Here is a 26,700-nt window from a genome sequence, read left to right as displayed (position 1 = left end):
CGGTGGCCGAGCAGTTCATCGGGGCGGGCTGGGCGTTCCCGCTGCGCACCGACGCCACCGGCGGGATCGCCCTGGTGGACCGGGAGCGGGAGATCGTCGAGGCGATCGGGCTCATCCTCGGCACCGCGCCCGGCGAGCGGCCGATGCGGCCCGAGTTCGGCTGCGGGGTGCACGACTACGTCTTCGCCCCGGCCGACGAGAACACCGCCGGGCGGATCGCCTTCGAGGTGCGCCGGGCGCTGGACCGGTGGGAGCCCCGCATCGACGTCACCGACGTGGTGATCAACTTCGACGCCGAGGACGCCGGGGTTCTCTACATCGACGTCCGCTACTCGATCCGGGGCACCAACGACCCGCGCAACCTGGTCTTCCCGTTCTACGTCATCCCCTCCCACGAGGGCAGCGCCCTCTCGCCGGAGGGCAGCAACCACGAGGAAAGCGCCGCCTGATGCCGCTGCCCGCGCCCAACCTGGACGACCGCCGCTTCCAGCAGCTCGTCGACGAGGCGAAACGCTTCATCCAGCAGCGCTGCCCGGAGTGGAGCGACCACAACGTCTCCGACCCCGGGGTGACCCTGGTCGAGACGTTCGCCCACATGGTCGACCAACTGCTCTACCGGCTCAACCGGGTGCCGGAGAAGAACTACCTGGCGTTCCTCGACCTGATCGGGGTGCGGCCGTTCCCACCCACGGCCGCCCGGGGCGACGTCACGTTCTGGCTGTCCGGCCCGCAGACCCAGCCGGTGCTGCTGCGCGCCGGCACCGAGGTCGGCACGGAACGCACCCAGACCGACGAGGCCGTCGTGTTCACCACCGCGGCGGACCTGACGGTGGTGCCCTGCGAGCTGGCCCGGCTGCGCAGCCACCCCGCCGAGGGCCCGCCGGCGGACCGGACCGAGCAGCTGCTCGACGGCCGGGACGTGTCCTGCTTCCCCGCCGTGCCGTCGGTGGGCGACGCCATGCTCGTCGGCCTCTCCGCCGCCGTGCCGTCCTGCGCGGTGCTGTTGCGGATGGACAGCCGGGTGGAGGGCGTGGGCGTCGACCCGCGCCAGCCGCCGCTGGTGTGGGAGGCGTGGACGGGTGAGGGCTGGTCGCCGTGCGTCGTCGACCACGACGACACCGGCGGGCTGAACCGGCCCGGCGAGGTGGTGCTGCACGTGCCCGCCGCCCACGTCACCTCCGCGGTGGCCGGGCAGCGGGCCGGCTGGCTGCGGTGCCGGCTGGTGGCGGCCCGGCCCGGCCAGCCGTTCTACGCCGCGTCGCCCACGGTGCGTTCGGTGGAGGCGGCCACCATCGGGGGCACGGTCGCCGCCGTGCACGCCGAGACCGTCCTCGGCGAGCAGGTCGGCGAGGCGGAGGGGGTGCCCGGCCAGCGGTTGACGGTGGCCCGGCCGCCGATCGTCCCCGACGAGCACCCGCTGGTGGTGGAGACCAGCGACGGCACCGGGTGGCTGGAGTGGACCGAGGTGGAGACCTTCGGCGGCTCCGGGCCGGGCGACCGGCACGTCGTCGTGGACCGCACCGCCGGGGAGATCCTGTTCGGCCCGGCCGTCCGGCAGCCCGACGGCACCCTGCGTCGCTACGGCGCCGTGCCGGCGGCCGGGTCCCGGATCCGGGTCCGCCGCTACCGCACCGGGGGCGGGCACAGCGGCAACGTCGCCCGGGGCGCCCTGGCCGTGCTGCGCAGCTCGATGCCGTACGTGTCGCGGGTCGAGAACCGGGCCCCCGCCACCGGCGGCGTCGACGGGGAGACCGTCGCGGAGGCCCGCCTGCGGGGGCCGGTGCAGCTACGGGCCCAGGACCGGGCGGTCACCGCCCGCGACTACGAGCTGCTGGCCCGGCAGGCGTCCCCGGCCGCCGCCCGGGTCCGGTGCCTGCCCGCCGGCGACGGCAGCGCGGCCGGCGGCGTACGCCTGCTGGTGGTGCCGGAGGCCGTCGCCGACGAGGAGGGCCGCCTCCACTTCGAGGACCTCGTCCCCCCGGACGGGATGCTGGCCACCATCGCCGAGCACCTGGACGCCCGCCGCCCGATCGGGGCGCGGCTGGTCGTGGAGCCGCCGTTCTATCAGGGCGTCACGGTCGTCGCCCGGCTCGTCCCCCGCCCCGACACCGCCGTCGCCCAGCTCCGGGCCGAGGCGACGGCCACCCTCTACCGCTACCTCGACCCGGTGCGCGGCGGGCCGGAGGGGACCGGCTGGCCGTTCGGGCGGCAGGTGCACTCCGGCGAGGTCTTCGGGGTCCTGCAACGGCTGCCGGGGGTCGAGGTCGTCGAGGAGGTACGCATGTTCCCCGCCGACCCGCTGACGGGCCGCCGGGGCGAGCAGGTGACCCGGATCGAGCTGGACCGGCACGCCCTCGTCTTCTCCCACCAGCACCAGGTCCGCGTCGACGAGCACCGGTCGGGTGCCTGAGCAGGAGGGGGGCTCGCATGCGCGCCGCCGTCGAGGGGCTGGCCACGCCCGATCCGCTGGGTCGGCGGCTGCCCGCCGTCTACGCCGCCGACGACCTGGCCCAGCGCCTGACCGGCGCGTACGACCAGGTGATCGCGCCGGTGCACGCCACCCTGGACAGCCTGTGGGCCTACTTCGACCCGGCGCTGGCCCCGCCCGACTTCGTGGACTGGCTGGGCGGCTGGGTCGCCGCCGGCGGCCCGCCCGACGGGGCCGGCGACGACCGTCGACGGGTGGTCGCCGGTGCGGTCGCCCGGCACCGCGTACGCGGCACGGCCGCCGCGCTCGCCGAGGAGGTGCGGCTCGCCACGGGGCTGGCCGCGGAGGTCGTCGAGAGCGGCGGGACCGCCTGGTCGGCCACCCCCGGCGGGGAGCTGCCCGGCTCCCCCGAGCCGGCCCTGACGGTGCGGGTCCGCGTCGCCGAGCCGGGGCCGGTGCTCGCGGCGCGGCTGCGGGCGGTCATCGAGGCGAACCGGCCGGCGCACGTGCCGTACACGCTGGAGGTGCTGCCGCCCGACGGCGGCCCGGCGGCGGGCGGGGCGCGATGAGGACCTGCGACAACTGCGGCGCGGAGGTGACGCCCGGCGACGGGTTCTGCGGCAACTGCGGCGCCTTCCTCGCCTGGAACGACGACACCGCGCCGCCGCCCGCCACGGCGGCCACGGCCCGCGCCGCCACGCCCCGCGACGCCACGCCCCAGGACGCCACGGACCGCGCCGCCACGGACCGCGACGCCACGGCCGGGCCCGTCGCGGACACCGCCGCCGAGCCTGTCGAGGCCGCCGAGGCCGCCGCCGCGCGGCGGGCCGCCGCGCTCGTCGTGCCGGTGCGTCCGGTCGACGACGAGCCCGATCGGCCCGAGGGTGCGCCCGCATCGGCCCCCGCCGAGCCGCCGCCCGCCGCCGACCAGCCCCGCGCGGTGCAGCCGGGGCTGCCCACGGCCCCCGCGCCGGTGGTCCGCGACTTCGCCGGGGACGGTGCCGGCGCACCGGGCGACGTGGTCTGCCCGGCCTGCGGCACCGGCAACCCGGCGGGCCGGTCGTTCTGCCGCCGCTGCGGCCGGCCGCTGGCCGCGCCGGCCGGGCCGGCGGCGGCCGTGCCGTGGTGGCGTCGCCTGCGCTGGCCCCGGCGGCGACCCGGCCGGGGCGGGCTGCGCCGGCTGCTCGCGGTGCTGGTCGTCCTGGCCCTGCTCGCCGTGGCGGTCTGGGCGGCGGTCCGGTTCGGCCCCCGGGCCGTCGACGCGGTGCGGGACCGCACGGCGACGCCCGAGGCCGTCCTGCCCGACGGCGTGGTGGCCTCCAGCGAGGCGCGCGGGCACCCGGCCCGGTCCGTGGTGGACGGCCTGAACAACAGGTACTGGGCGCCGGCCGCCGACCGGCCCGCCACCGGCCAGTACGTGGAGCTGACCTTCGACCCGCCGATCCGGCTGATGGACCTGATCGTGCACGCCGGGGCGTCGCCGCAGCAGGACGCCTTCGTGCGGCAGGCGCGGCCGGCCGAGCTGACGATGACCCTGTGGACCGGGGACGGCCCGAGCACCACCCGGCAGCTACGCCTGACCGACCGGCCGGGGCCGCAGACCTTCCACCACGTGGTGGGCGGGGTGACCCGCCTCCGGTTGACCATCGACGCCAGCTACGGCGCGCAGCGAGGGCGGGAGGTGGCGCTGGCCGAGGTGGAGGTGTTCAGGCGGCCGTGACGTGCACGGGCCGGACGGCCGCCGGGCGGGTCACGCCCAGCGACCGCAGCACCCGCTCGTACGTCTGCAGGCTGCGCCGGGACGCGGCCACGTCGCCGGCCCGGCGCTGCGCGGCCACGAGCAGCCGCCAGCCGTCGTCGTGGTAGCCGTCCAGCTCCAGCGCCCGCCGGGCGGCCAGCACCGCCGCCCGCGCCCGCCCCCGGTCGAGTTCCACCCGGGCGAGCAGCGCCGCCGCCTCCGTCGCCCGCGCCCGGTACCGTTCCCGGTCGGCGACCACCCATTCGGCGGTCCCGTCCTCCGGCAGCAGGTCACCGGTGTAGTGGTCGAGGGCGCCGCGTAGCGCCCCGGTGACCGTGGTGGCGTCGCCCGGCCCGGCGTGCCGGGCGACGGCCAGCGCCGCCTCGAAGGCCAGCACGTCGCTGCCGCCGCCCGGCCCCGGGTCCAGCAGGTACGACGCCCCGTCCCGGACGACGAACCGGGACGCGCCCCGGGCCACCCCGGGCTCCAGGAAGGTGCGCAGGGTCGACACGCTCACGTGCAGGTTGTTGACGGCGGCCCGTTCCGGCAGCTCCGGCCAGAGCGCTGCCATGATCCGCTCCCGGTGCACGGGCCGGCCGGCCTCGGCCGCCAGGTAGCGCATCAGGGTCCGGACCCGGGGCCGGACGCCCGACCAGCCGACCGGGACGCCGTCCAGTTCCAGCCGGAACCCGCCGAAGCACCGCAGCCACAGGCGCGCGTGTTCTGCCGGAGCGGTCGGGCGATCCCTTGAAATCATATGATCTGTCTCCCTTGTCGCCACGGCGACGCCGACCGCGCGCCGGTTCCGCGCCGGACGCCGGCACCGGGCCGCGCAGGGCAACGACGCCGGGGCGGCGCAGGCGGGGCGGCTGGGCTGGGGAGGTGGCGACGTCGACGCCGCGGGGGACAGTGTGCGCGGCGCGCGGGGGACATGGACAGCCATCATTTTGGGGACTTCTCCGGCATCTACCATCGGTAGCGCTCGGTACACGTTGGGGGTTCGGGCACCCCTCTTTCCAGGAGCAGCCTGATGCCGACCGTCGATTCACCCGACGCCGGCCCCACGCCGGTCGTCGTCCGGTGGGACCGCCTGAGCGGCGAGCGCTGGCCGGAACTGGCCGCGCTCACCGCCGACGGGCTGGTGCTGCTCGTGCTGCCCCACGCCACGACGGTCGACCCGCTGGCGTTGCTCGCCGCCGGGGTCCGGGCCGTCCTGCGCGACGGCGACGGCGTCGACGAGCTGGAGCTGGCCCGCTCGGCGGTGCTCACCGGCGGGTCGTACCTGTCGCGCAGCGTGGCGGCGCTGGTCGGCGGCCGGACGGACGGCGGCGGCCCGGCGTCGCCGGGCGCACCGGAGGTGTCGCTGGGGCCCCGGGAGGTGGAGACGCTGCGGTGCATCGCCCAGGGCCTCACCCACCGGCAGGTCGCCCACCGCCTCGGTGTCACGGAGCAGACCGTCAACACGTACGCCAAGCGGCTGCGCCGCAAGCTCGGGGCCGCGAACAAGGCGGAGCTGACCCGGCGCGCGGTCGAACTCGGCTACCTGTCGGCGTGACGCCCGTTCTTGCCGGTCGTCTTGCCTCGCCCCGCTAGCCGCACCGTAGTTGACTGCTCACCGAGGGGTGGGGCGATGTTCGACGTGTGCGTGGTGGTGGCCGAGCCGCTGGCCAGGCGCGGAGTGCGCCAGCTCATCGACGGCAACGACCGGGTGCGGAGCCTGCGCACCGTCGACGCGGTGGGCGAGGTGGCGGCCGGGGCGGGGACGGTCGTGGTCCTGGTCGACCCGTCGGCGCAGGTGGTCCGCTGGTCGTGCGCCCGGCACCCGACGCTGGTGATGGTGCCGGAATCCGCGAAGGGCGCGACGCTCGACGCGATCCGGGCCGGCGTCCGTTCGGTGGTGAGCACCGCGACCGAGCGTACGCAGCTGTGGATCGCCCTCGACGTGGCCGCGGCCGGCGGGTTCTACCTGTGCCCGACGCTGTCGGCCCGGCTCCGGGCCTGCGCGACCGGCCCGGAGCCGGGCCGGCCGGTGGCCGCCGGGGGCCGGGGCCCGGCCTGCGCGGCGGGGCCCGGCCCGGGCCGCGACCGGGCGCGCTTCCGGCCGCCCGGCCGGCCGGCGCTCGCCCCCCGGGAGGCAGCGACGCTGACGCTGATCGCCCAGGGGCTGACGCACGCGCAGGCCGCGCGCCGGCTGGGCATCTCCGAGGCGACGGTGAACACCTACCTCACCCGGATCAGGTCCAAGCTGGACGTCGGAAACAAGGCCGAGCTGACCCGCGAGGCGATCACCCTCGGCCTGGTGCGGCGGCGGCCGGGCAACGCCGACCGGGTCACCTGAGCAGGTCGCGCTCCCCGGCCGCCGTGCCCCGGCCCCGCAGGTACGCGGCCAGCCGGTCCCGGGCCGCCTCCCGGTCCCCGGCGGTCTCGTCACCGGCGAACCGCTCGGCGGCGAACAGGGCCAGCAGGGTGTGCAGGACGTACCGGCCGGGGGCCGCGCCAATGCCGAGCAGCCCCGCGTCGACCAGCCTGTCGAGCCGGTCCTCGGCGACCGGCACCGGCTCGCCGGACAGCGCCGCGACCACCGGGGCGGCGTACTGCGGCAGCGGGGCCGCGCCCAGCAGCCGGAACGTGCGCCGGACGGGCGGGTCGAGCAGCCGGTACGACCGCTCGAACGCGCCGCGCACCTGGATGTCGCCGGCCCGCAGCAGGTCGAGCCGCCGCTGCTCGTCGCGGAGCCGCTCGACGAGGCACCGCACGCTCCACTCGGGGCGGACCGCGAGCCGGTTGGCGGCAGCCCGGAGGGCGAGCGGCAGCCCGCCGCAGAGCCGGCCCAGCTCCGCCGCCGCCGGGCCGTCGACGCCGATGCGCCCGCCGCCCACCGACGCGGCGAGCAGGGTGCGCGCCTCGGCGTCGGACAGGACGCCCAGCGGCAGCCGGTCCGCCCCGACCAGCCCGGCCAGCGCGTTGCGGCTGGACACCAGCACCAGCCAGCCCGGCCCGCCCGGCAGCAGGGGCCGCACCTGCGCCTCGTCCCGCGCGTCGTCCAGCACCAGCAGCCCTCGATGGTCGGCCGCGAGGGTGCGCCAGAGGGTCAGCCGGGCATCCGTCGAGGGCGGCGGGGCGGTCACGCCGAGAGCGGTCAGCAGCTGGTCGAGGGCCTGCGCCGGGGTCGTCGGGTCGTCGTCCAGGCCCCGCAGGTCCACGAACAGGGGCCCGCCCGGGAAGCGGCGCGCCTGCTCGTGGGCGGCGTGCACCACCAGGCTGGACTTGCCGACCCCGGGCGCGCCGCTGACGACCACGACCTGGCTGACGCCGGACCGCCCGGCCGCCTCGGCCGCGCCGGCCAGCCGCCGTAGCTCCCCGGCCCGGCCGGCGAAGTCGGCCAGGTCACCGGGGAGGGAGCTGGCCCCGTCGTCCCACCCGCCCCCGCGGGCGGCGGTGAGCAGCCGGGACCGGTCCGGCTCGGAGAGGCTGAGGCGGTCGGCCAGCTCCTGCACGGTGCGGCGCTGCGGCCGGGCGACGCGGCCGAGCTCCAGGTTGCGCACCGTACGCACGGCGACGCCCGCCAGGTCGGCCAGTTCCTCCTGGGTCAGGCCGGCGGCCGTGCGGTGCCGTCGCAGCAGGGTGCCCAGCCGACCGCTCATCCCGGTGCCCCCGGGACACCAACTCCATCCGTGAACGTCACCCCACGGATAGTTACAGACCTGCGGGCCGGGTGCCCACCCCGGTCCCGCCCGGGCCCGCACCGTGCCCCACCGTACGAGACGACCGAAAAAGATCGATCACGACTTATAGTGTGGCCATGGCGTGGCAACCGGTGATGGCGATCGACGAGGCGCGGGCGTGGCTGGCCGAGGTCCTGTCCGGCACCGACCGGCTCCGGGTGGAGGCGATCGACGGCGGCCGGGTGGTCTGCGCCGCCGGCCCCGACGGGCTCGAACGCCGCATCGACGGCGCACTGTCCGGGCCGGCCATGTTCTGGGCGATCGACCTGGCCGGCTTCGTCGCGGTGAACGTGCTGGTCGGGCCGACGCCCGCGATGGCGCTGGCCAACAGCAGCATCAGTTTCCTGGAGCCGGCCGAGCCCGGCGTGCTGCGGGTCGCCGCCGAGGTGGTCAACATCGCCAGCCGCTCGGCGGTCGTGGACGCGCGGGCCACGGACCACCGCGACCGCCTGGTCGCCATGGCCACGCTGCACTTCGCGCTGCCGTCGCGGGCCGCCCGCGCGGCCACGCTCGCCGCCCAGGCCGGCGCGTAGCCGCTCGGTCCGGAGCGTGGGTGCCGGCAGGGCCGCTCAGGCCGGGGCGGAGAGGTAGGTGCCGCGCTGCCACGCGTAGCCGGGCAGCGAGACGACCGCGCGGCCGGGCGCGGCCGGCACCGGCTCGTCCGCACCGAGCGCCCGCACGGCCGGGTGCGCCTCGCCCGCGGCCAGGGCCGCCAGCGCCGCCGCCGCGCCGGCCGGCTCGGCCGCCTCGACCCACACCGCGTGCCTGAGCCGGGCACGACCGCCGGTGGCGGTGGACGCGAACGCCGGGTAGTCCGCCCCGGGCAGGGCGGCCAGGTGCGCCGCGTACCGGCCGGCCAGTTCGGCGAGCGCGCCCGGGGTGGCGGCCGACACGGGGAAGCCGCGCGGGGCGGGCCCCGCTGCGACCGGCTCGGGCGGCGGCGCCGGGGCCAGCACCGCGAAGGCGTTGGTGCCGCTCATCCCGTACGAGCTCGTTGACGCGCAGGGGCCCAGCCGGTCGTCCCAGGGCACCGGCGTCCCTGGGATCTCGATGCCGGTGCCCGACAGGTCGACGCGCGGGTTGAGCGCCCGGTAGTTGGCCTGCGGGGCGATCGTGCGGTGGTGCAGGCACAGCACGGCCTTCACCAGCCCGAGCACCCCGGCGGCCGACTCGGTGTGGCCGAGGTTGCCCTTGACCGAGCCCACGTACAGCGGGCGGCCGTCGCGGCGGCCGAGCGCGGCCACCACCGCCTCCAGCTCGGACGGGTCGCCCAGCGGGGTGCCGGTGCCGTGCGCCTCGTGGTAGCCGACGTCCCGCGCGGACACACCGGCCGCCGCGAGGACGGTGTCGATGAGCCCCGCCTGGGCCGACACGTTCGGCGTCGTGAACGTCGCCGTACGCCCGTCGTGGTTGATGCCGGTGCCGCCGATCACCGCGAGGACGCGGTCACGGTCCCGGCGGGCGTCGGCGAGCCGCTTGAGCACCAGCAGGCCGCAGCCCTCGCCCCGGACGAAGCCGTTCGCCTCGGCGTCGAACGGCCGGGAGCGGCCCTGCGGCGACAGCGCGCCGGTCTGCGCCACCGCCCGGGTGGTGCCCGGGGCCAGGACGAGGTTGACGCCGCCCGCGAGGGCCACGTCGCAGTCGCCGTGGGCCAGCGCCCGGCAGGCGGTGTGCACGGACACCAGCGACGACGAGCACGCCGTGTCCAGCGCGAACACCGGGCCCCCCAACCCCAGGGTGTACGCGACGCGGCCGGCGGCGAAGGCGTGGCCGTTGCCGATGGTCCAGTACGAGTTGGGGTCGCCGGAGAGCCACTGCCAGTAGTCCCGGCCGGTGATGCCGACGAACACGCCGGTGGCCGCGGCGACGGCGGCGACGGGGATCGCCGCGTGCTCGAACGCCTCCCAGGCGACCTCCAGCAGCAGCCGGTGCTGCGGGTCGAGCACCCGGGCCTCCTTCGGCGCGATGCCGAAGAACTTCGGGTCGAAGTCGAACGCCGCGTCGAGGTATCCGCCCCGGGTGACCATGCCGTCCCACGCCGCGCCGAACGCGTCGCGCCGGTCGGCCGGCAGGTCGCCGGTGAGGTCGCGGGCGTGCAGGATGGCCGACCAGTACGCGTCGAGGTCGGCGACGCCGCCCGGCGCGCGGACGGCCATCCCGACCACGGCGATCGGTGTGCCCACTACAGGACCCGGTGCATCCAGCCGTGGGTGTCCTCGGCCCGGCCGTACTGGATGTCGAGCAGGTGGGTGCGGAACAGGCGGGTGTGCTTGCCGGGGGTGCCGTCGCCGACCGGGGCGGAGAACTCCTCGCTCTTGAACCCGATGATCGGGGTGATCACGGCGGCGGTGCCGGCCGCGAACGCCTCCGTGACCGTGCCGTCGGCGAGCCCGTCGCGGACCTCGTCCATGCCGATCGACCGCTCCACGGGGTCGAGGCCGTGCTCGGCGGCGAGCGCCAGCACGCTGTCGCGGGTCACCCCGTCGAGGATGGTGCCGAGGCTCGGGGTGAGGAGCTGCTGGTCGCGGGTCACGAAGAACACGTTCATGGTGCCCGACTCGTCGATGTCGCGCCGCTGCTCGCCGCCCAGGTAGAGCACCTGCTCGCAGCCGTGCCCCAGCGCCTCGCGCTGCGGGGCGAGGCTGGCGGCGTAGTTGCCGCCGCACTTGGCCGCCCCGGTGCCGCCGATCGACGCCCGGCTGTACTTCGTGGAGATCCACAGGGTCACGCCGGTGACCCCGTTGGGGAAGTACGACCCGGCCGGGCAGGCGATCACGCAGTAGGTGACCTGCTGCGCCGGCCGCACGCCGAGGAACGCCTCCGAGGCGAACATGAAGGGGCGCAGGTAGAGGCTCTGCTCCCCGCCGTACGGCGGCACCCACGCCTCGTCGGCGCGGACCAGCGCGGCGACGCTCTCGACGAAGGTCTCCTCGTCCAGCTCGGGCAGGACCATCCGGTCGGCGGACATGGCGAACCGGCGCGCGTTGAGGCCGGGCCGGAACAGCCAGATGCTGCCGTCGGCGCGGCGGAACGCCTTGAGCCCTTCGAGGATCTCCTGCGCGTAGTGCAGGACGGCCGCGCCGGGGTGCAGGGTGAACGGGGCCAGCGCGGTGACCTGGTGGTCGTGCCAGCCGGCGTCCGGCGTCCACGCCACGGTGGCCATGTGGTCGGTGAAGTGGCGGCCGAACCCGGGATCAGCGAGGATCGCCTCCCGCTGCTGCGGGGGAGTCGGGTGGTCGGTGCGCCGCAACCGGAACTCGGCGGTCATCTGGGCTCTCCTCGGGACGGTGGCTCGGTGAAGACGGCGACGCAGTTCTGCCCGCCGAAGCCGAAGGCGTTGGTGAGCGCGGCCCGCACGGGCATCTCCCTGGCCTGGTGCGGCACGTAGTCCAGGTCGCACTCCGGGTCCGGCTCGTGCAGGTTGATGGTGGGCGGGACGACCTGCTCGCGGATCGCCATGGCGCACACCAGCGCGCCGAGCGCCCCGGCCGCGCCGATCAGGTGGCCGAGCATCGACTTGGGCGCGCTGACCGCCACCCGGTCGGCGGCGTCGCCGAGCGCCGCGCGGATCGCGATGGTCTCCGTGCGGTCGTTGGCCTTGGTCGAGGTGCCGTGGGCGCAGATGTAGTCGACGTCGTCGGGGCGCAGCCCGGAGCGGGCCACGGCCTGCCTGATGGCCGCGGCGGCGTGCACGCCGCCCGGGGCGGGGGCGCTCACGTGGAAGGCGTCGCTGGTCAGCGCGCCACCGGCGAGGGTGGCGTAGGGGGTGGCCCCCCGGCGGCGGGCGTGCTCGGCCGACTCCAGGACCAGCACCACCGCGCCCTCGCCGAAGACGAAGCCGTCGCGGTCGGCGGAGAACGGCCGGCTGGCGCCCGCCGGGTCGGCGTTGCGCTCGGACATCGCGCCCATGCTCACCAGGCCGGCGAACATGGCCGGGGTGATCGCCGCGTCGGTGCCGCCGCAGACGACCACGTCCGCCTCGCCGCTGAGGATCAGGCGGCGGGCGTCGAGCAGCGCGTACGCGCCGCTGGCGCAGGCCAGGGCGCTGGCGTTGACGGGCCCGTGCGCGCCGAGGTCGATGGCGATCTCGCAGGCCGGCATGTTGGTCAGGGAGGACGGCACGAACTGGGCGCTGGGCGCGGACGGCTCGGCCGCGAGGAGCCCCCGGGTGGCCGCCTCGACGGTGTCGAAGCCGGCGACGGCCGCGTTGACCACCACGCCCACCCGGTCGGCGTGGTCGGGGTCGACGCTCAGGCGCGCGTCGGCGACCGCCTCCCGCGCGGCGACGACCGCGAACTGGCTGAACCGCGCCATCCGGCGGGCCCGCTTCGGGGTGAAGTGCGCCGCCGGGTCGAAGCCGCGCACCTCGGCGGCGATGCGGGTGGGCAGGTCGGCGGCGTCGAACGCGGTGATCGCACCGACGCCGGACTTGCCGGCCAGCAGGCCGTGCCAGGTGCTCTCCCGGTCGAGGCCGAGCGGCGTGACGGCGCCGATGCCGGTGATGACGACGTCGCCCCCTACCATCCCGCCACGGCCCCACTTCTCAGGCATCGAACGACCCACCGCAGACTATCAATCGCCGTCACCGCGCGGCAGTTGTCCGCGCGGCGGTCGCCGGCCGCCCCGCTCACGCCGGCCGCCCCGGGCCACGCGCCGCGACGGGCAGGCCCCGCCAGGCGTCGGGCCCGGCCCCGGCGGGCGGGGCCGCCGCGCAGGCGACGTACCCGTCGGGCGCGGCCACGCCCGGGCGGCCCGGCAGCAGGTCGAGCACGCGCCGGTGCAGCTCCTCCGGTACGGCCGAGGCGTCGGCGACGTACGCCGTCAGCCCGGTGCCCGGCGCGGGCCCGGCGGGCAGGACGGCGACCTCGACGCCCCCGGCCGCCTCGCGGACCAGCTCCGCCACGTCGGCGGGGCGCACCCAGCCGGCGGGGGTACGCACCCAGTCCGCGCCCCGGGCGGCGGGAGTGAGGCCGATCCGGCCGGGGATCTCGGCGACGCCGATCTCGTCGGCGACCGCGTCGCACAGCAGCGTCTCGATGCCCCGCACGATGATCTCGCCGAGCGCGCCCGGCAGGTACGTCGTGTCCACCAGCAGGCCGAGGCGGCAGACGCCCCCGCCGGCGTTGCTGGCGGCGACCATGAACTTCATGTCGCTGCGGGGCAGCGGGTCCAGCCGCGTGTAGCGGGATTCGCGGCGCAGCTCGGCGAGCCGGTCCGGCCCCGGTTCCGGGCCCGTGACGGCCCAGTCGTTGCCCCGGTGCCCGTTGTTGAAGTAGGTGGAGAGGTCGAACGACACGCCCCGCCGCCGGCCCACCTCCTCGACCACCGTCCGGACGGCGCGCGGGTCGCACTGCGCCCGGCGGTACGCGTCGAACGCGGGGCGGTGGGTCTGCCGGATGGCGGTGAGCAGGTCGACGTCGCGCGGGACGGCGAACGCCAGCAGCGCGTCCAGGGTGTTCAGCGCGATCAGGTCGCGGCTGCGCCGGTCGAGCCGGTTGCCCGTGATCAGCTTGAACACGGCCGTGTCGTGGCCGTTGTAGGCGGTCAGCACGAGCGTGGTGAGGCAGAGCAGCACGGTCGAGAACGACGTGCGGGTGCGCGCCGCGAGGGTGGCCGCCGCCGCGGCGACCGCCGCCGAGTCGAGCAGGTGCCGCTCGATGGGCTGGTCGCCGGTGGTGGCGCGCGGCAGGTCGAACATGGAGGCCGGCGCGGTCGACAGGCCCTGCTCCCAGTGCCGCAGCCCGAGCCGGCTCTGCCGCTGGCCGGCGGGTGAGCCCTCGAAGGCGGCCTGCTCCAGCGCCTGCGGCACGCCCCCGCCGGCCGACGCCGGCTGTTGCCCGGCGGCCGGCGGCGATGCCGGCTCCGGCTGGTCCGGCTGCTGCGGCTGCTCCGGCTGGTCCGGCTCGCCGGTGAGCCGGGCGAGCAGGAGGTCGACGAACGTGTTGAACGCCCAGCCGTCGAACGCCAGATGCGACCCGACGAGCGCCACGGCGGTGACCCGGCGCTCCCCGTCGACGACGCAGCCGACCCGCAGCGGCCACTCGGCCTCGTGGTCGAACGCGGTCTCGGCCAGCCGCCCGGCCAGCTCCCCCGCGACGCGCGCCGGGTCACCGTGCCCGTCGACCACTTCGACGTCGTACGCCCCCGAGGCGTGGACCTCCTGGCGGGGCTGGCCCGACCGGGCCACGTACCGGGTCCGCAGCGTCTGGTGCGCCTCGACCAGGCCCCGCAGGGCCGCGAGCAGCCGGGCCTGCCCGACGGGCTCGGCGAGCACGAGGGGCTGGCCGATGTTGAACTGGTTCGCCTCCTTGCCGAACCACTGCATCGCGTCCCACATCACGCTCTGCGCCCAGGTCAGCGGCCCGGACGCGGCCTCGCCGACGGCGAACGGCACATCGAGCACGGCAGGGTCCGGCGTGCCGCCGGTGGTCGCGTCACGCACGGGGCCCTCCGTTCGCCGGCGCGGCGGGGGCCGGGCGACCGCCCTTCGGGGTGAGGCGCAGCGGCAGGTGGTCGAGCCCCCGGAAGGCCGGGCTCGGCACCTTGACCAACTCGCCGATCAGCTCGATGTCGTCGGTGCGGTCGATGAGCAGGCGCAGGAACGTGGCCGCCTGGAGGCGGGCCAGGTGCATGCCGACGCAGGTGTGGATGCCCGCCCCGAAGCCCAGGTGGCCGTCGGTGCGGCGGTCGATCCGGTAGGCGTTGGGGTCGGGGAACTTGCGCGGGTCACGGTTGGCCGCCGCGAACGACAGCTCGACCCGGGCGTCCCTCGGGATGGTGGTGTTGCCGACGACGACGTCGGTCGTGGCGGTGCGGAAGACGTTCTGCACGGGCGGGTAGAAGCGGGCCGTCTCCTCGATCGTCGCCGGGACCAGGTCGGGCCGGCTGCGCACCAGGCGGAACTGGTCGGGGTGGTTGAGCAGCGCGTCCAGCATGTTGCCCAGGAAGTGCGTCATGGTCTCCTGGCCGCCGACGAGCAGGGTGAGGCAGAGCCAGAGGATCTCGTTCTCGGTCACCCCGCCCTTCTCGGCGGCGGCGAACAGCTTCGACACCACGTCGCTGCGGGGCGGCTGCGCCCGGCGTTCCTCCAGCAGCCCGCCGAGGAACGTGGACAGGCCGGCGACGGAGGAGAGCGCGGACTTGGCGGCCCGCAGCCGCAGCGCGTTCTCGTCGGGGTCGTCCGGGGCGTCCTCGCCGACCTTCGCGTTGGCGATGAAGCTCTCCAGCACCCCGGCGGTCAGCTTGAGCTTGGCGAGGTTGTCGCTGGGCACCCCGACGATCGTGGTGACGACCTTGACGGGCAGCAGGATGATCGCCTGCTGGACGAGGTCGATGTCGCCGGTGGCGACGGCCTCGTCGAGCAGCTCGCCGCAGACCTGCTCGATGAACGGCCGCCAGAACTGCACGCCACGGGGCGAGAAGTCGTGCCGGATCAGCCCGCGCATCCGGGTGTGGTCGGGCTGGTCGAGCCCGAACAGCACGGGCAGCGTGGACCGGTGGTAGGCGATCCCCTCGGCGGAGGAGAGGCCCCCGTGGTCCTTCGCCGCCGCGCGCACGTGGTCGTACCGGATGACCAGCCACATGTCGCGGTCGGCCAGGTACAGCGGCTCCTCGTGGCGCAGCAGCTCGGCGTACGCGGGATAGGGGTTGTCCATGGCGCTCGGGGAGAAGGGGTCGAACTCTTCGGTGTGCGTTGCGCTGGTCACTGACGGGTCCTCCGGACTTCGCTGTGGCTGGTGGGCCGGACGTCGGCGTCCACCCCGGTCACCGGTACGCCCTCGCCTGTAGCTCGAACATCTCCGCGTAGAGGCCGTCGGCGGCGATCAGGTCGGCGTGGCCGCCCAGCTCGGCGACCCGGCCGTCGGCGAGCACCACGATCAGGTCGGCCATCTGGACGGTGGAGAAGCGGTGCGACACGAACACGCTGACCGCGCCCGTGGCGGCGGCGACCCGGGCGGCCTGGAGCCGGTACCGCTCGAACATGGCGTGCTCGGCCTCGGCGTCGAGGGCGGCGGCGGGCTCGTCGAGGACGACCAGCAGGGGATCGTCGCGCATGAACGCCCGTCCGAGGGCGAGCTTCTGCCACTGGCCGCCGGAGAGCTCGGCACCGTCGGCGTACTCGCGGCCGAGCTGGGTGTCCAGGCCGGCTTCGAGCTGCCCGACGAGGTCGCCGGCGCCGGCGCGCTCCAGCGCGGCACGCACCGCCGGCTCGTCGTCGAGCCGGGGCAGGTCGCCGACGCCGACGGTCCGCCGGGCCGGCAGTTCGAGGCGTACGAAGTCCTGGAAGCCGGCCGCGATCCGGGCCCGCCACCCGGGCAGCGACAGGTCGGTCAGGTCGACGCCGTCGACGAGGACCCGGCCGGCGGTCGGGCGCAGCAGCCCGCAGGCGAGCTTGACCAGGGTGGTCTTGCCGGCGCCGTTGTCGCCGACGATCGCCACGGTCGCGCCGGCCGGCAGGTGCAGGTCGAGGCCGGCGAGCACCGGCTGCGCCCCGCCGGGGTAGCGCAGCTCGACGCCGACGAGCCGGATGCCGTCGCGCAGCCGCTCCGGCGGCGGCGACCCGGCCGGCGGGGCGGACGGGCCGGCGAGGGCGCTCGGGCCGGCGGGGGCGGCGGGCCGGGCCTCGCCCCGGTCGGCGCGCTCCCCGGCCCGGACCAGCTCGTGGACCTCGTCGAGCCGCTGGTAGACGCTGCGCAGCCGCTGGAGGTCCTGGAGGACGCCGACCGCCGCAGCCACCTGCTGGTTGACCTGCGCGGCGATGGTGACGACCAGGATGACGTCGCCCACGCCCCGGCGGCCGGCGACGGCGTCGCGCAGGATCAGCAGCACGGCGGCGATGTAGCCCCCCGCGAACGCCAGCTGCCCGAGCATGCGGACGAGGCTCGCCACGGCCTGCGTGCGCCACAGCCGCCGGGTGGAGTCCTGCCAGAACACGCCGTGCCGGCGGCGCACCTCCTGTTCCAGGCCGAAGACCCGCAGTTCCTTGCCGGACGCGGCCCGGGTGGCGAGGCGGAACAGGCCCAGGGCCCGGCGGGTGGACTCGGCGCTGGCCTCCCGCGACCGGTTCACCATGCGCTCCGCCCGCCGGCCGGCCAGCAGCGGCGGCACGGCGACCACCGGGAGCAACAGCAGCAGCGGGTTCAGCGAGGCGAGCACCGCCGTCGTCAGCGCCATGGCGACGGCCAGCCCGACGCCGGTCAGCACGGCCTGGAGGCCGACGCGGAGCTGCTCGACGTCCTCCTCCAGGATCCTGACCTTGTCGGCGAACTCGGGCCGCTCGAAGTGGGCCATCCCGGCCGAGCCGTTGGTGGCCTCCATCAGCTCCTGGTGCAGGTGCAGGACGTCCAGCTCGGACAGCTCGAAGTAGGCGATGTGCGCGAAGTGGCCGAGGGTGAGGCCCGCGATCAGCAGCACCGCCACGGCGACCCCGGCCAGGCTCGCGGCGACCGGCCGGCCGGCGTTCGCGGCCTCGAACAGGACGCGCAGCATGATCGCCACCAGGGGCCACGCCGCCGCGCCGGCGATGACGAGGACCAGCGCTGTGACGGCCTTGCGCCGGTCCTGACGCAGCGAGGTCCGCCACAGCGACCAGGCGGCCGACAGCAGTCCGCGACTCATCCGAGGCTCCGCTCCTGTCCGATCTCCACGGGCTCGCCGTCCCGACCGCCCGGGGCGTCGCCGTCCGGGCGGTCGTCGAGGAAGCGGGCCGCCTGCAGCTCGAACAGCCGGGCGTACCGGCCGCCCTGGCGCAGCAGCTCGTCGTGCGAGCCCTGCTCGGCGACGCGCCCGTCGGCCAGCACGACGATGTGGTCGGCGCGGCGCACGGTGGCGAACCGGTGCGAGATGAGGACCGTGGTGACGCCCGCCGTGGCGGCGATGATCTCGTCGAAGAACCGCGCCTCGGCGCGGACGTCCAGGCTCGCCGTCGGCTCGTCGAGGACGAGCACCGACGCGCCGTGGCGGACGGCGAACAGCGCCCGGGCGATGGCGAGCCGCTGCCACTGGCCGCCGGAGAGGTCCACCCCGCCGCGGAGCTGCCCGGACAGCGGGGTGTCCAGCCCCTGCGGCAGCGCGTCGAGCGTGCCCAGGATGCCCGCCGCCTCGGCCGCCGCCCGGATGCCGGCGAGGTCACCGGCCTGTCCGGCGGCACCGAGCGCGATGTTGTCGGCGGCGCTGGCCTCGTACCGCAGGTAGTCCTGGAAGATCACGGCGAGGTTGCCGCGCCACCGCGCCACGGGCAGCGCGTCGACGGGCTGCCCGCCCGCGGTGATCCGGCCCGAGGTCGGGGTCGCCAGCCGGGCGAGCAGCTTGACGAGGGTGGTCTTGCCGGCGCCGTTGAGCCCCACGATCGCGGTGCACCTGCCCGGGGGCAGGGTGAGGTCCAGGTCGGTGAAGACGGGCGCGGAGCGGTGCGGGTAGCGGTAGGACACCGCCTCGAACCGGATCGGCCCGGCGGCGGGCGGCGCGCCCGGCTCCCCGGCCGGGCCCGGCGCGGGCGGGAGCGCGGGTGCGGGTGCCGACGCGGGTGCCGGGGCGGGTGCCGGGGCGGGCACGGACGCCGGGGCGGATCGGGCTTGCATGCCGGCGCGGAACTCGTCGACCGCCCGGTAGGCGTTCATGCCGAACTGGGTCTGCACGTCGGCCTCGGGATAGAACTCGCCGAGCTGGATCGCCGCCAGGACGGCCTGGACGACCAGCGCCAGCCGGGTGAGGTCGACCTCCCGCTGCCCGCCGGCCAGGCCCAGCGCGGCGAGGACGGCGACGAGGACCACCAGCCCGAGGGACGTGTAGCCGAAGTAGGGCCGCAGGTAGACGCGGCGGCGCTCGGCCCAGACCGGGCGCATCCAGTCCAGGTAGGCCGCCGCGTACTGCTCGCGCAGCCACGGCAGGAGCCCGAAGACGCGGATCTCCTTCGCGGCCGGCTTGCCGGTGGCGACGGAGCGGAAGTACGTCAGCCGGCGCACCCGGGCCACGATCGTGCCGTAGATCGCCGCGTACTTGCGCAGGCCGCCGCGTTGCCCGTGGCGGAACGCCAGGACGGCGGCGAGCAGGCCCACGCCCGCGAGCCAGGAGAACACGACGCCGACGACCACCGCGTACCCGGTGAGCTGGCCGTAGCGGGCGAGCAGCGCCAGCATCCCGGCGCAGGCGGCCCCGGGGCTCTGGATGCCCTGCTCCACCTCGCGCGACGCCTCGCTGAGCCGGTCGGTCAGCGCCCGGTCGTCCAGCGGTTCCATGCCCGGGCTGCTCAGCGCGGCGGCCATCAGCTCGTCGGCGACCCACCCGTCGACGCGACGCTGGACCAGCAGCCCGGTGGTGAGCTGGAGCTGGGCCAGCAGTTGCTGCGCGCTGAGCGCGGCGGCGGCGACGACGAACGCGGTCACCAGCCGCCCGAACGCCGGCGAGTCCACCCCGTCGCGGACGGCGGCGGGCAGCCGCCCGACGAGCAGGCTCGTCATCACGATGAACAGCACCGGCGCGGCGGCCAGCAGCACGTTGTTGACGACGGCGGCGGTCACCGCCGCCCAGCCCGCGCGCGGCAGCAGCCGCACGATGCGCCACCGGTCCACGGCGGTGCGCCGCAGCACGCCGAGCGCGGAAAGCCGTTCCGGCCCGTCGACGGTCATACCCGTTCCTCGATCCCCGCGAGTTGGCCGGCGCGGTCCTGCGCGCGCCGGAACGCCTCCGCCGCCGCCGCGCCCTCGGCGAAGGCCCGCACCGCGTCCAGCCCGGCGGTGTCCCGCGCGCCGCCGACGACGTGGTGCCAGACGCCGGCCGCGCGCACCGCCGCCACGAGGCCGTCGTCGGGCACCTGCCCGGCGGCGATCACCACCGTGTCGGCGGGTACGGCGCGCTCCTGTCCCTCGGCGTCGGCGAAGCGCACCCCGGCGGGGTCGATCCGCAGGTCGCGCACGCCGGGCACGACGTCGACCCGCTGCCGGCGCAGCTCGGCGAGCACCGCCCACCGGGTCGAGCGCCCCAGCCGGGGCCCGAGCCGACGGCCCCGGTGCAGCACCGTGACCCGCCGCGCCGGCCCGGTCGGGTGGCTGGCCAGGTGCGCCAGGTCCACGGCGATGCCGCCGCCGCCGATGACGACGACCCGTTCCCCCAGCGCCCCGTCGGCGAAGGCGGCCGGGTAGCCGAGCACGTGCGGCAGGTCGACGCCGGGGATCGGCACGCACCGGGGCAGCACGCCGGTGGCGACGATCACCCCGTCGTAGCCGCCGAGCAGGTCCCGGTCGGCGGCGGTGATCCGGCGGCCGGTGTGCAGCTCCGCGCCGAGCCGGGCCAGCTCGGCGACGAGGAAGCCGATCGCCGCCAGGTAGTCGGACTTGCCGGGCACCCGCCCCGCCAGCCGGAACTGGCCGCCGGGCTCGTCGTCGGCCTCGTACACGGTGACCCGGTGCCCGGCCAGCGCCAGCTCGTGGGCGGCTTTGAGGCCCGCCGGGCCGGCCCCGACGACGGCGACCCGGCGGGGCGACGCGGCGGGCGTCGCCACCGGCTCGTGCTCGCGCCCGACCCGGGGGTTGACCATGCAGGACACCGGCTCGTCGGCCAGCGACCGGTCGATGCAGGACTGGTTGCAGGCCACGCAGACGTTCACCGGCCGGCCGGCGCGGGCGTTGGCGACCAGCGCCGGGTCGGCGAGGAACGGCCGCGCCATGGACACCAGGTCCAGCGGCGTGCCGGCGAGGACGGCCTCGGCCTGCGACAGCCGGTTGATCCGGTTGCTGGCCAGCACGGGGAGCGCGCCGACGGCCGCCTTGACCGCCGCCGCGACCGGCGCCCAGTGCCCGGGCGGGACCACGGCCTGCACGGTCGGGACCGGGGACTCGTGCCAGCCGACCCCGACGTTGAGGGCGTCCGCGCCGGCCGCGGCGAGCGCGCGAGCGTACGCCAGCACGTCGTCGCGGGTCGTGCCGCCGGCCAGCAGGTCGTCGCCGGTGATCCGCACGATCACCGGGAAGTCGGCGCCGACGGCCGCGCGCACCGCCCGGAGCACCGCCACCGGGAAGCGGGCCCGCCGCTGCGGGTCGCCGCCCCACTCGTCGTCGCGCTGGTTGGTCAGCGGGGACAGGAACTGGTCGAGCAGGTAGCCCTCGGAGCCCATGATCTCCACGGCGGCGAAGCCGAGGTCGCGGGCGTGGGCGGCCCCCCGGGCGAAGTCCGCCACCGTACGCGCGATGCCGGCGGCGTCGAGCGCGGTCGGGGTGTGCCGGGAGAACGCGCTGTAGACGGCGGACGGGGCGACCGGGTGGGGGCCGCCCGCCGCGGGCCGGGCGTACCGGCCGGCGTGGAACAGTTGCAGGGCGAGCAGGCCCCCGGCGGCGCGCACCTCGGCGGCGACGCGCCGCAGCCGGGCCCGGAACCGGGCGTCGTCGAGCACCCCGTAGCCCGGCCCCCCGGCGCCCTCCGGGCTGACGGCCGCGCCGCCGGTGACCATCAGCCCGGCCCCGCCCCGGGCCCGCTCGACGTAGAACGCCGCCAGCGCCGCGCCGCCGTCGTCGCGGGCCTCCCAGCCCAGGTGCATGGCCCCGGTGACGACGCGGTGCGGCAGCGCCAGCCGGCCGATCCGGCCGGGGCGCAGCACGTGCTCCAGGCCGGTCGTCATGTCAGCGGGGCGGTCAGGTCCTGGACGAACGGCGGCGAGACGATCGACAGGCCGCCGTCGGCGACGATGGTCTGGCCGGTGATGTATTCGGCCGCCGGGGAGAGCAGGAACGCGACGACGTCGGCGATCTCCTGGGCGGTGCCCATCCGCCCCTTGGGGATCTTGGGCAGCACCGTGGACAGCGGGGCCATGCCGGGCACGTCGTAGAAGTACTGCGACGACTCGGTCTCGATGATGCCGCCGTTGACGGCGTTGACGTTGATGCCGCGCCCGCCGAACTCCAGGGCCATGTAGCGCACCCACGCCTCGATCGCGGCCTTGGCCGCGCCCAGGTTCGCGTACGTGGGGTAGGCGCGGATGCTGCCGTAGCTGGACAGGGCCACGATCCGGCCGCCGTCGGGCATCAGCCGCACCGCGTGCTGGCAGCCGAGCACGAACGCGCGCAGGTTCATCGCGTACGAGCGGTCGAGGTGGTGCGCCTTCAGGTCCATGATGTTCTTGAACGAGCTGGCCGCCGCGTTGCAGACGAAGTAGTCGAGGGTGCCGAACTCCTGCTCGGCGGCGGCGAACAGCCGGTCGATCTCCTCGGGCTGCTCGACGTCGGCGGCCACGGTGAGCGCCCGGCCGCCGAGCTGCTCGATCTCCTTGCGGACCTGGTCGGCCAGCTCCGCGTTCTTCTTGTAGTTGACGACGACCGAGCCGCCGCCCCGGGCCAGGGTGAGCGCGAGGGCCCGCCCGATGCCCCGGGAGCTGCCGGTGATCAGTGCGGTCTTGCCGTGGTAGCTCGTCACCGTTGCCCCGCCAGGATCTCTCGTGCGATGACCGTCTTCTGGATCTCGTTGGTGCCTTCCTCGAACCGCTGGGCGCGGGCGTCGCGGTAGACGCGCTCGATGGGGCTGCCCTCCCAGTAGCCGATGCCGCCGTGGGCCTGCAACGCCTTGTCGGTGACCCGGGTCAGCATGTCGACGGCGACCAGCTTGGCCATCGAGGACAGCGCGTCCGCGTCGGCGGCCCCCGCCTCCCACCGCCGCGCCGCGTGCAGGGTGAGCTGCCGGGCGGCCTCGATGTCGGCGGCGTTCTCGGCGAGCGCGAAGGCGATGGCCTGGCGGGCGGTCAGCGGCTTGCCGAAGGTTACCCGGCGGCGCGCGTGGGCGACCGCCAGCTCCTGGGCGCGGCGGGCCAGGCCGACGCAGGTCATGGCGACGCCGATGCGGCTGGGGGTGAGGAAGCCGCCGAGGGCGACCGCGAGGCCCGCGCCCTCCTCGCCGAGCCGGTTGGCCACCGGCACCGGCGCCCCGTCGAAGATCAGGTGGGCGTGGTCGGTGCCGCGTACCCCCATGGTGTCGGCCATCGGCTCGACCCGGACGCCCGGGACGTGCCGGTCCACCATGAGCGCGACGGTGCCGTCCTTGCCGCTGGTGCCGGCGAGCCGGGCGAACAGCAGCCAGTAGTCGCAGCTCACCCCGAAGGTGATCAGGTGCTTCTCGCCGGAGAGGAGGTAGGTGTCGCCGTCGCGGACCACGCTGGCGCGCAGGTCCGCCCCGGTGCCGGCGGTGGGTTCGGTGAGGGTGAACGCCACCCGCAGGTCGCCGGCCACCTGCGGGAGCACGAACCGCTTGCGCTGCTCGTCGGTGGCGAACTGGTCCATGGCCCGCCAGACGCCGTTGCAGACGTGCACGATCATCCGCAGCGACGCGTGGGACATGGAGAACAGTTCGAGCAGCCGCAGGTACTGCGTGAAGGAGAGCCCGGCCCCGCCGTACTCGGCGGGGGCGGCCAGCCGCAGGTAGCCACGGTCGCGCAGGTCGTCCCAGAGCTGCGGCGGCACCGCCCGGGTGCGCTCGATGGTCTCGGCGTACTCCTCGCCGGGCCCGCGGACGAACGCCTCGACCTCGCGGGCGAGCGTCGCGAACGCCTCGCCGTCGTCGTCGGTCACGTGGCCTCCTCGCTGATGATCTTCTTGAGCTGGTCTCGCAGCACGAACTTCTGCACCTTGCCGACCACGTTTCGGGGCAGCTCGGGCACGGTCTCCAGCCGCTCGGGCCAGTACTGCTTGGCGACCTTGCGCTCGTCCAGGAACCGCCGCATCCCGTCGAGCGTGAGCGGCTCGGGCGAACCCCCCGGCCCGGCCACCACTGCCGGCCCGGCCGCCTCCGCCGGCCCGGTCGCCTCTGCCGGCCCGGTAGCCTCCGGTGCCGGCTGCGGCACGACGAAGGCGCAGGCCCGTTCGCCGAGGCGCGGGTCCGGCATCGCGACGATCGCCACGTCGCGGACGGCCGGGTGGGTGTGCAGGAGCTGCTCCACCTCGGCCACCGGGATCTTCTCCCCGCCCCGGTTGATGACGTCGCGCACCCGGCCGGTGATCCGCACGAACCCGGCCTCGTCGATGACCGCCAGGTCCCCGCTGCGGTACCAGCCGTCGGGCGTCAGGGCGGCGGCCGTCCACTCGGGATGGTCGAGGTAGCCGGCGAAGAGGCAGTCGCCCCCGACCTCGAAGTTGCCCTCGGTGCCGGCGGGCAGGACGGCGCCGCCGTCGTCGGTGACCCGGATCCGCACGCCGCGCAGCGCGCGGCCGTCCGTGCCCCAGGCGCGGGCCGGCTCGTCGGTCGGCGCGGCGAGCGTGCCGAGGCAGGACTCCGTGGAGCCCCACGCGCCGCACACCGCCGCGCCCAGGGTGCGGGTGGCCCGCTCGGCGAGGGTGCGGGGCACCGCCGCGCCGGTGGCGACGAAGACGCGCAGCGCCTCCGGCGGCGCGCCGCCGGCCTCGACGGCGTCCACCAGGTCGGCGAGGAACGGCGTGGCGGCCTGGACGAAGGTCGCGCCGGTGCGGTGCAGGGTGGCCAGGGCGGCGGGGCCGCTCCAGATCGGCTCCAGCACGACCGGCGCGCCGATGACGAAGCCGACCCACATGCCGTAGAGGAAGCCGGTCTGGTGCGCCAGGGGCGACGGCACGTACAACCGGTCGGCCGCCGTGAGCCCGAGGTGACGGGCCTGCATCGCCGCCGCGCGGGTCAGCGTGTCGGCGCGGTGCAGCACGCCCTTGGGCTGGCCGGACGTGCCCGAGGTGAACATGAGCTGGGCGAGGGCGTCCGGGGCGGGCCGGCGGGCGGCCAGGGCCGCCGGGTCGGGGCGCTGCCGGGCGAGGGCCGCGCCGAACCGCTGCCACCGCGCGGCCGGGCGGCCCGCCGGTGCCGGACCGGACGACTCCGTGCCCGCCGACACCGGGCCCGCCGACACCGGGCCCGCCGACACCGGGCCCGCCGACACCGGGCCCGCCGACACCGGGCCGGGCGACACCGGGCCGGGCGACACCGGGCCCGTCGGCTCCGGCCCCGGAGACGCCGCGCCCGCCGGCAGCGGGCCGTCGCCGCCGACGACGAGGACGTGCGCCACGGCCGGCGCGCCGGGCGCGGCCAGCACCGCCGCGGTCTCGGCGACGTGGTCGCGCCCCCGGAAGGCGGCGGGCACCACGAACACCCGCGCCCGCGAGCGGCGCAGCAGGTCGTCGACCTCCCGCTCCCGGAAGAACGGCATCATCGGGCAGCAGACCGCGCCGATCCGCACGGTGGCGAGGGCGAGCACCACGAACTCGTGCCAGTTGGGCAACTGCCAGGCCACCACCTCGCCCGGCCCGACCCCCAGCTCCAGCAGCAGCGCCGCCGCGGCGTCCGCGCGCCGGTCCAGCTCCCGCCAGGTGAGTACGCCGCCCGGCCGCCCCGCCGAGGCGGCCTCGATGACGGCGGCGGTGTCCGGGCGGGCGCGGGCGTGCCGGCGTACCAGGTCGGCGGGGCCGGTGGCGGCCAGCCGGGCGGGGGACGGCAGCGCCGCCGGCCGGGCGGGCTCCCGGTCGGCCGGCGGCCGGTCGGCCCGGGCCCGGCCGACCGGGGCCCGGTCGACGGACATGTTCAGGCCGACCGCGTTCATCTGGTCGAGGAACTGCGGGTAGGAGATGCGGTGGGCGTTGGGGTAGGTCAGCCGGCTCTCGCCGCAGGCCCGGGACGCCGCCACGGCCAGGGCCATCAGCACCCGGTGGTCGTTGAACGAGGACAGGTCGGCCTCCCGCAGCCGGTCCACTCCGTCGCAGACGAGCTGGTCGGCGTCCAGCCGCACCCGCCCGCCCATCCGGTTGAGCTGGAGCATCGCGGCGACCCGGTCGGACTCCTTGAGCCGGACGTGCGCCACGTTCTCCAGGACGGTGACGCCCCGGGCGTGGGCCCCCAGCACGCTGAGCACCGGGAGCATGTCGGGCACGGCGCGGCAGTCGACGCGTACGCCGGCCAGCCGCGACCCGTCGTGCCGCACCCGGGTCCAGCCGGTGGCCGGGTCGCGCAGCAGCGGCAGGCCCATCTCGCGCAGGTGGTCCAGCAGGTCGGCCTCGGGGTGGTCGACCTCGCCCGACGGGCCGGCCGGCAGCCCTCGGAAGAGGACGTCGGACGGGTGCAGGGCCGCCGCCGCCAGGCCGAAGGCCGCCGCGCCGACGTCGGGCGGCAGGTGGATCTCGGCGGGGGTGGCCCGCTGCCCCGGCTCGATCTCGAACCGCCGCCCGTCCGCGCCGACGCTCACGTGCAGGCCGAACCGCCGCATCATCGCGATGGTGAGGTCGACGTAGGAGCGCTCGTTGAACGGGCCGACGACGTCGACCACGGTCGGTCCCGTGGCGAACGGGCCGACCAGCAGCAGGCTGGAGATCCACTGCGAGAGGGTGCCCGGGATCTCCACCCGTCCCCCGGTCGGCGGGCGGGCCGGGACCCGGATCGGCAGGAGCCCGCCCGTGGACTCGATCTCCACGCCGATGCCGGCCAGCGCGTCGAGCAGCGGGCCGATGGGCCGCCGCCGGAAGTACTTCTGGCCGGTGATGGTCACCGGCGACCCGGCCAGCGCGGCCAGCCCGGTCAGGAAGTAGAGCGTGGTACCGGAGCTGCCGACCGAGACCTCCGGGCGGACCGGCCGGTAGGGGCCGCCGCGCACCACGAACGTGTCGTCGTCGACGGTGATCGACGTGCCGAGGTCACGCAGGGCGGCGATGGTGTGGCGCACGTGGCCGGCGCCGCAGGCGCCGTGGATGCGGCTCGTCCCCTCGGCGAGCGACGCCAGCATCAGCGCGCGGTGGGCATGGTATTTCGATGCCGGTATGTCGAGTTCCCCCACGAGGGGTTCGCTGGTCCCCTTGATGACAAGACGCACGGTCGCTCCCCGC

20 protein-coding genes are annotated in these 26,700 nt (G+C 76.3%); 7 read left to right on the top strand and 13 right to left on the bottom strand.

Features of this window, described 5'->3' with window-relative positions:
* Positions 1 to 2 precede the first annotated feature (2 nt).
* The 4 genes from ACFYWL_RS11210 to ACFYWL_RS11195 are packed head-to-tail and all read left to right on the top strand — an operon-like array spanning position 3 to position 4,148.
* The gene (locus ACFYWL_RS11210) at positions 3 to 449 is read left to right on the top strand and encodes a GPW/gp25 family protein (protein WP_386970476.1); all 447 of its coding nucleotides are present in this window, start codon (positions 3 to 5) and stop codon (positions 447 to 449) included.
* On the top strand, positions 449 to 2,410 hold the full coding sequence (locus ACFYWL_RS11205; protein ID WP_386970472.1) for a putative baseplate assembly protein: 1,962 nt from the start codon (positions 449 to 451) through the stop codon (positions 2,408 to 2,410). The genes ACFYWL_RS11210 and ACFYWL_RS11205 overlap by 1 nt, the downstream gene beginning before the upstream one ends.
* 17 nt (positions 2,411 to 2,427) lie before the next feature.
* A complete protein-coding gene (locus ACFYWL_RS11200) occupies positions 2,428 to 2,997 on the top strand; it encodes a phage tail protein (RefSeq protein WP_386970469.1) in 570 nt (189 codons plus the stop codon).
* The gene (locus ACFYWL_RS11195) at positions 2,994 to 4,148 is read left to right on the top strand and encodes a zinc ribbon domain-containing protein (RefSeq protein ID WP_386970466.1); all 1,155 of its coding nucleotides are present in this window, start codon (positions 2,994 to 2,996) and stop codon (positions 4,146 to 4,148) included. The genes ACFYWL_RS11200 and ACFYWL_RS11195 overlap by 4 nt, the downstream gene beginning before the upstream one ends.
* Here ACFYWL_RS11195 and ACFYWL_RS11190 read toward each other — a convergent pair.
* Positions 4,135 to 4,923 (bottom strand): BTAD domain-containing putative transcriptional regulator, encoded by a 789-nt coding sequence (locus ACFYWL_RS11190; protein ID WP_386970463.1) that lies wholly within the window; start codon positions 4,921 to 4,923, stop codon positions 4,135 to 4,137. The genes ACFYWL_RS11195 and ACFYWL_RS11190 overlap by 14 nt on opposite strands.
* Before the next feature lie 273 nt (positions 4,924 to 5,196).
* Here ACFYWL_RS11190 and ACFYWL_RS11185 point away from each other — a divergent pair, with 273 nt between their 5' ends.
* Together ACFYWL_RS11185 and ACFYWL_RS11180 are read left to right on the top strand one after the other, a co-directional pair.
* On the top strand, positions 5,197 to 5,721 hold the full coding sequence (locus ACFYWL_RS11185; RefSeq protein WP_386970461.1) for a response regulator transcription factor: 525 nt from the start codon (positions 5,197 to 5,199) through the stop codon (positions 5,719 to 5,721).
* A 75-nt stretch (positions 5,722 to 5,796) separates the two neighbouring features.
* Positions 5,797 to 6,504, top strand: a complete 708-nt coding sequence (locus ACFYWL_RS11180) for a response regulator transcription factor (RefSeq protein WP_386970458.1) — start codon at positions 5,797 to 5,799, stop codon at positions 6,502 to 6,504.
* Here the strand turns inward: ACFYWL_RS11180 and ACFYWL_RS11175 are convergent.
* Positions 6,497 to 7,810: a helix-turn-helix domain-containing protein gene (locus ACFYWL_RS11175; protein ID WP_386970455.1), complete on the bottom strand. Its 1,314-nt coding sequence runs from the start codon at positions 7,808 to 7,810 to the stop codon at positions 6,497 to 6,499. The genes ACFYWL_RS11180 and ACFYWL_RS11175 overlap by 8 nt on opposite strands.
* A 158-nt stretch (positions 7,811 to 7,968) precedes the next feature.
* Between ACFYWL_RS11175 and ACFYWL_RS11170 the strand changes: the two genes are divergently transcribed.
* A complete protein-coding gene (locus ACFYWL_RS11170) occupies positions 7,969 to 8,424 on the top strand; it encodes a PaaI family thioesterase (RefSeq protein WP_386970452.1) in 456 nt (151 codons plus the stop codon).
* Between the two features lie 36 nt (positions 8,425 to 8,460).
* On the opposite strand, the gene ACFYWL_RS11165 is transcribed toward ACFYWL_RS11170, so the two are convergent.
* From ACFYWL_RS11165 to aroA, 11 genes are all read right to left on the bottom strand, one after another.
* Complete coding sequence (locus ACFYWL_RS11165; RefSeq protein WP_386970450.1) at positions 8,461 to 10,074, bottom strand: polyketide synthase; 1,614 nt, start codon at positions 10,072 to 10,074, stop codon at positions 8,461 to 8,463.
* Entirely contained in the window at positions 10,074 to 11,159 is a 1,086-nt protein-coding gene (locus tag ACFYWL_RS11160) for a branched-chain amino acid aminotransferase (protein ID WP_386970447.1), read from the bottom strand. Before ACFYWL_RS11160 ends, ACFYWL_RS11165 begins: the two co-directional genes overlap by 1 nt.
* Complete coding sequence (gene fabF / locus ACFYWL_RS11155; RefSeq protein WP_386970444.1) at positions 11,156 to 12,415, bottom strand: beta-ketoacyl-ACP synthase II; 1,260 nt, start codon at positions 12,413 to 12,415, stop codon at positions 11,156 to 11,158. The genes ACFYWL_RS11160 and fabF overlap by 4 nt, the downstream gene beginning before the upstream one ends.
* A 103-nt stretch (positions 12,416 to 12,518) precedes the next feature.
* The gene (locus ACFYWL_RS11150) at positions 12,519 to 14,333 is read right to left on the bottom strand and encodes a condensation domain-containing protein (protein ID WP_386970441.1); all 1,815 of its coding nucleotides are present in this window, start codon (positions 14,331 to 14,333) and stop codon (positions 12,519 to 12,521) included.
* Positions 14,326 to 15,597, bottom strand: coding sequence for a cytochrome P450 (locus ACFYWL_RS11145; protein WP_386970439.1), 1,272 nt, complete (start codon positions 15,595 to 15,597; stop codon positions 14,326 to 14,328). Before ACFYWL_RS11145 ends, ACFYWL_RS11150 begins: the two co-directional genes overlap by 8 nt.
* Before the next feature lie 58 nt (positions 15,598 to 15,655).
* On the bottom strand, positions 15,656 to 17,509 hold the full coding sequence (locus tag ACFYWL_RS11140) for an ABC transporter ATP-binding protein (RefSeq protein ID WP_386970436.1): 1,854 nt from the start codon (positions 17,507 to 17,509) through the stop codon (positions 15,656 to 15,658).
* Positions 17,506 to 19,518 carry an ATP-binding cassette domain-containing protein gene (locus tag ACFYWL_RS11135; RefSeq protein WP_386970433.1) on the bottom strand — a complete coding sequence of 671 codons (2,013 nt, stop codon included), beginning with the start codon at positions 19,516 to 19,518 and terminating at the stop codon, positions 17,506 to 17,508. Before ACFYWL_RS11135 ends, ACFYWL_RS11140 begins: the two co-directional genes overlap by 4 nt.
* Complete coding sequence (locus ACFYWL_RS11130) at positions 19,515 to 21,503, bottom strand: FAD-dependent oxidoreductase (protein ID WP_386970430.1); 1,989 nt, start codon at positions 21,501 to 21,503, stop codon at positions 19,515 to 19,517. The genes ACFYWL_RS11135 and ACFYWL_RS11130 overlap by 4 nt, the downstream gene beginning before the upstream one ends.
* Positions 21,500 to 22,294 (bottom strand): SDR family oxidoreductase, encoded by a 795-nt coding sequence (locus ACFYWL_RS11125; protein ID WP_386970427.1) that lies wholly within the window; start codon positions 22,292 to 22,294, stop codon positions 21,500 to 21,502. Before ACFYWL_RS11125 ends, ACFYWL_RS11130 begins: the two co-directional genes overlap by 4 nt.
* Positions 22,291 to 23,439, bottom strand: coding sequence for an acyl-CoA dehydrogenase family protein (locus ACFYWL_RS11120; RefSeq protein ID WP_386970424.1), 1,149 nt, complete (start codon positions 23,437 to 23,439; stop codon positions 22,291 to 22,293). Before ACFYWL_RS11120 ends, ACFYWL_RS11125 begins: the two co-directional genes overlap by 4 nt.
* Positions 23,436 to 26,687 (bottom strand): 3-phosphoshikimate 1-carboxyvinyltransferase, encoded by a 3,252-nt coding sequence (gene aroA, locus ACFYWL_RS11115; protein ID WP_386970421.1) that lies wholly within the window; start codon positions 26,685 to 26,687, stop codon positions 23,436 to 23,438. The genes ACFYWL_RS11120 and aroA overlap by 4 nt, the downstream gene beginning before the upstream one ends.
* Positions 26,688 to 26,700: the final 13 nt, after the last annotated feature.

Source organism: Micromonospora sp. NPDC002575 (genome assembly GCF_042889525.1).
GTDB classification, from domain to species: Bacteria; Actinomycetota; Actinomycetes; order Mycobacteriales; family Micromonosporaceae; genus Micromonospora; species Micromonospora carbonacea.
The sequence above is the reverse complement of the archived record's forward strand: the minus strand, read 5'-3'. Positions and strand labels throughout refer to the sequence as shown.